The organism is Syntrophales bacterium, from assembly GCA_030655775.1.
Lineage (GTDB): Bacteria > Desulfobacterota > Syntrophia > Syntrophales > JADFWA01 > JAUSPI01.
On record JAUSPI010000035.1, the window covers coordinates 1 to 4,525 of the forward strand.

General features: G+C 44.0%; 4 protein-coding genes. All 4 read right to left on the reverse strand.

Going from position 1 to position 4,525, the window contains the following annotated elements; genetic code table 11:
- Positions 1–1,119 (reverse strand): ABC transporter ATP-binding protein (locus Q7J27_01985; protein ID MDO9527909.1); only part of this gene is annotated, 1,119 nt, incomplete at its 3' end.
- Positions 1,120–1,179: 60 nt separating this feature from the next.
- Complete coding sequence (gene lpxB / locus Q7J27_01990) at positions 1,180–2,385, reverse strand: lipid-A-disaccharide synthase (GenBank protein MDO9527910.1); 1,206 nt, start codon at positions 2,383–2,385, stop codon at positions 1,180–1,182.
- On the reverse strand, positions 2,375–3,460 hold the full coding sequence (locus Q7J27_01995; protein ID MDO9527911.1) for a DegT/DnrJ/EryC1/StrS family aminotransferase: 1,086 nt from the start codon (positions 3,458–3,460) through the stop codon (positions 2,375–2,377). The genes lpxB and Q7J27_01995 overlap by 11 nt, the downstream gene beginning before the upstream one ends.
- 5 nt (positions 3,461–3,465) lie before the next feature.
- Positions 3,466–4,413: a Gfo/Idh/MocA family oxidoreductase gene (locus Q7J27_02000; GenBank protein ID MDO9527912.1), complete on the reverse strand. Its 948-nt coding sequence runs from the start codon at positions 4,411–4,413 to the stop codon at positions 3,466–3,468.
- Positions 4,414–4,525: the final 112 nt, after the last annotated feature.

Below are 4,525 nucleotides of genomic sequence, written 5' to 3' on the forward strand. Positions count from 1 at the left end.
CTTTCCCCCCCCGCTCATACCGACAAATGCGACCGCCTCACCCGCTTTAACGCTGAGATTTATATTTTTTAGGACCGGCGCATCCTCATAGCTGAAAGAGACATTCTGGATATCGATGGTGCTGGAAATCGGGGGTAGAACCACTGCATCTTTCTTGTCCTTTATTTCGGGAACGATGTCCATAACATCAAAGACCCGTACGGCAGCAGCGATCCCCTGCTGAATGGTATTATTAACGTTCGTTAGTCTCTTAACCGGTTCGTAAAGCATAATAAGGGCTGTAAGGAATGAAAAAAATGTCCCCGGTGTCGACGTTCCCTTGATTACCTCATATCCCCCATAAAGTACAATTGCGGCAATTCCGATACCCCCCAGAAACTCCATAAATGGGCTGGATATAGCTCTTACGGATACGGATTTCATCGTGAGCTTAAAGAGGCGTTCATTCTCTTTGCCAAATCTTTCATTTTCATAATTTTCCATTCCGAAGGCCTTTACTATCCTCGTACCGGATATTGTTTCCTGGAGAAGGGTAGTAAGACTTCCCATGGTGACCTGGGTGCTGGTGGCGATTTTTCGCATCTTTTCGCCGAACTTCGCTATCGGATAGATGGTTAAGGGGAAAACGAACATCGCTACAATAGCAAGCTTCCAGTCACGATAAAAAATGACAAACATGAGGCAAACGAGGGTGAAAGAATCCTTCATTAGACTGGTCACGGCTTCTGACACCGCACCCTGGATTAAGCCGACATCATTGGTTATTCGTGACATAAGTATACCGGTCGGGTTCCTGGTAAAGAACGAAAGCGCCTGCCTCTGAATATGATTATAGAGTTCAGCTCTCAGGTCTGTTACCACTCGCTGACCGATATAGCTCATCAGAATCGTTTGGCCGTAGCTGCAGGCCCCTTTCAGAAAGTATATCACCACTATCGCTATGGGTATTAACAGCAACATATCGGCATTTTTATTTAAAAATATATCATCAAGAGCCGGTTTGACGAGAAAGGCGGCTGCTGCTGTCGATGCCCCGACTACAAGCATACAGAGCATTGCCAGCATGAACTTTGCTATATGTGGTTTTGCAAGTTTTAAAAGACGTTTGAATATTTCCATAATTAATAATCTCTAAGAAGCCAGGAGTCAGGAGTCAGAATAGATGTCGGATTCCGTCCTTTATTCTGTCTCCTGACTCCTGTCTCCTATCTCCTGTCTCCTGTCTCCTGAATTATCCCTTATCATCTCATATACCAGTCTGGCCGTCCTTGCCGCTGCACCCGGGCTACCCAGTTTTTCCCTTATTCCGGACAGTTCTTTCCGTATTCTGTCCATCCTTGATCTGTTGGTAAGTATATCCGAAATTTCCTCTGCTATATTCGAAGCAGTAGCTTTATCCTGAATAAACTCGGGAACTATGGTCTTCCCGGCAATTATATTGACCAATCCGATATTGTTCACTTTGATGAACATCTTTCCTATATAATAAGAAAGAGTGGAAACCTTATATATTATGACCATTGGTTTTTCCAGCAGGGCGGTTTCCAGAGTAGCCGTTCCCGAGGCAACCATGACGACATCTGATATACTTAGCACGTCGTAAATATCATCCGGGATGACTTTGACATTTACAGAATATTTATCAATTATTTTTAAGACAAAATCAATGTTTAGAGTATCAGCCAGGGGTAATACAAACTGAATGGGGGTAATTTGATCTTCAAGAATTTCAGCCGCCTTGAGCATTTCAGGTAAAAGTTTCTTCACCTCACTTTCCCTGCTTCCAGGGAGGATTCCTATCGTTGTGCATCCTTCTTCAAGGCCGAATTTTTTCAGCGCCTCTTTTCTGGAATATTTCTTTTTCACTACATCAAGAAGTGGGTGACCGACAAAGTTTACATCCAATTTCGATTTATCGTAGATCTGCGCCTCAAAAGGAAGAATAACCGCCATTCTGTCAACAATCTTTTCAATCTGTTTAATCCTCCTTTTTCTCCATGCCCAGACTTGAGGACTTATATAGTAAAACACCCTGACCCCGTTCTTTCTGGCCGTTCTGGCCAGAGGAAGGTTAAAGTCGGGATAGTCGATAAGTATCAAAAGATCTGGTTTGTCTTCCCTCAGTGACTTTTTCAGCAGACCCATGACCTTCAGGATAAATTTTAGCTTGGAAGCAACCTCCGTAAGCCCTACAACTGCTGTATCGGATGAATTGGCAATAAGCTCAACGCCCGCCTCCTTCAGTTTCTTGCCCCCGATTCCATAGAATCTGACAGAAGGATTTATCCGATGAATTTCCTTTACCAGATTGGATCCGTGCAGATCTCCGGAAGCCTCCCCCGCAACTATCATTATATTCCGGGGATTAGTAGATTCAGGGAACATTATTTATCACATCACTGATATGCTGGATTTCTTCTTCTCTGAGTTCCGGAAACATCGGGAGGGAGAGAACTTCCGAGGCACACTCATCACTAACCGGCAGCTCACCGCTGACCGTTCTTTGATCGGCAAATACCTCCTGTTTATGCAGGGGGAGGGGATAATAAACAGCGGATGCTATATCGTCTCTTTTCAGGCAATCTATTATGCTATCCCTTTTCTTTGATTTGATGGTGAACTGGTGATAGACATGCCTGCATCCGGCAGATTCTATCGGGAGGATAACGTCATTCTTTTTTATGCACGACCTATAAATATCCGCGTTTGCTCGGCGTAATTCGTTGAATTCGTCTATTTTTTTTAATTTTACCCGGACTATGGCCGCCTGTATTTCATCGAGCCTGCTGTTGTAGCCTATGGCACTATGGTAGTATTTGACAGTACTCCCGTGATTCCTAAGCAATCTTATCTGTTCTGCAACATTTTCCTCTCTGGTAATTACCATTCCTCCATCGCCATAGCAGCCGAGATTTTTACTCGGGAAAAAGCTAAAACACCCGCAATCACCGATGGTTCCCACCTTTTCCCCTTTATATTCGGCACCGAAGGCCTGGGCACAGTCTTCAATGATCCTGATATTATATTTTTGACACAGTTTGACTATCGGATCCATCTCTGCAGGATGGCCGAAGAGATGAACCGGAATGATGGCTTTCGTCTTTTTTGTGATCTTTTTCTCTATTTCTTCCGGATCAATATTGAAAGTGTCGGGAACGATATCCACAAAGACAGGGATGGCATTTAACTGGGATATGACTTCTGCCGTTGCAATAAAAGTAAAAGGTGTGGTGATGACCTCATCTCCATCCCCGATTCCACATGCTTTCAGGGCAAGGAAAAGGGCGTCTGTTCCGTTGGCCACGCTCACAGCAAAAGGAACTTCATGGTACGCCGCTATCTCTTTCTCCAGTTCCAGTACATTGGGTCCCAGTATGAATTGCGAGCTATTCAGCACTTCGGCAATGGCCGCATCAATGTCGTCTTTGAGGATTTTATGCTGTCTTTGAAGATCTACCATTGGGATCATTGGATAATTCCCTGATCAGTTTTCATCTTTTCAATTATGCTCAGCGCCAGTTTCAGGGACTCTCTCCCATCCTCTCCTGAAACCAAAGGCGGCGTCCTTTTTATAACAGAATTAAGGAAAGATTTTATTTCCTCTTCCAGGGGATCATGTTTTGTTACTGTCACATCGTTCTGGACTATTTCTATCCGGCCGTCTGCGCTACTTCTTCTGCTGAGTGATATTAGTTCCCTCTTTCCGTAGTCGACAGAGTGATACCCCTCGAGTCCAAAAAATCTGATCTTCTGTAGTTTCTTAGCTGTTATCCTGCTGGCTGTGATATTTGCCACGCATCCATTTTGGAATGTTATCCTGACATTTGCTATGTCAACCTTGTTCGATAAAACAGATACGCCGACGGCCGCTACATCCAGCACCTCCGATTTTACAAACTGAAGAATAATGTCGAGATCGTGAATCATTAAATCAAGCACAACGTCTACATCAGTCCCCCGTTCCCCGAAGGGATGAAGACGGTGAGACTCAATAAAAAGAGGGCTCTCTATAACCGTACCGAGAGAAACTATGGCAGGGTTGAACCTCTCAACGAATCCTATCTGAAGCATTACCCCATTCTTATTGGCAATTGAGATAAGCTCATCAGCTTCTTCAAGGGTTTCTGTAATAGGTTTTTCGAGAAGAACATCAATCCCTGATTCAAGGAAGTCTTTTGCTACTTTGTGATGTAATACTGTCGGAACAGCAACACTTACCGCATCGACCTTTCCTATAAGATCGCGGTGGTCATAGAGGGCTTCACATCCGTATTCTTTTGCGGCTGACCGTGCACGCTCCTCCACAATATCAGCCACACCAACTATTTCACTTTCCGGCAATTTATTATATTTCTGCAGATGGTAGTTCCCGAGATGCCCTATGCCTACCACACCGACCCTTATTTTCTTCATCTGTTCCTTTTAAAAGTCTAACGTTTCAGGTTTTAACTTTGATGGACTCGTAAAAAGTCATAAACTGCACCATTTGTCATGCTGAACTTGTTTCAGCATCTAATTATTTCAG

Bases quoted from the DNA above. Each gene is read 5' to 3' on its own strand.
- Q7J27_01995 (MDO9527911.1), bottom strand. From the start codon at position 3,460: ATGGTAGATCTTCAAAGACAGCATAAAATCCTCAAAGACGACATTGAT.
- Q7J27_02000 (MDO9527912.1), bottom strand. From the start codon at position 4,413: ATGAAGAAAATAAGGGTCGGTGTGGTAGGCATAGGGCATCTCGGGAAC.
- lpxB (MDO9527910.1), bottom strand. From the start codon at position 2,385: ATGTTCCCTGAATCTACTAATCCCCGGAATATAATGATAGTTGCGGGG.